At 37.2% G+C, this 223-nt stretch carries 1 protein-coding gene; it reads left to right on the top strand.

Annotated elements, in window-relative coordinates; translation table 11 throughout:
* The coding region (locus tag RFW85_RS16775; RefSeq protein ID WP_309171720.1) for a hypothetical protein at positions 1-223 on the top strand (223 nt) is incomplete at both ends.

Here is a 223-nt window from a genome sequence, read left to right as displayed (position 1 = left end):
TACCGAAATTCCAGCAGAGTTTCTTTGGTCAGTAGAGCCGCAAACCAATATATCAATTGATATTAGTCTTACTGATCAAGCTGGCAATACAGCCATTATCACACATACCCAAAATTATAATGTGGATCATACTCCGAATTCACCAACCCTAGATTCACTAACTTTCAACAATATAGATGGAGCTATCATTTCAGGTAGTGCATATAAAGGAAGTAAGGTCGAT

This window comes from Acinetobacter sp. 12966 (assembly GCF_031196995.1).
Taxonomy (GTDB): domain Bacteria; phylum Pseudomonadota; class Gammaproteobacteria; order Pseudomonadales; family Moraxellaceae; genus Acinetobacter; species Acinetobacter geminorum.
Note: the sequence above shows the minus strand (reverse complement) of the source record. Positions and strands in the feature narration are given on the sequence as shown.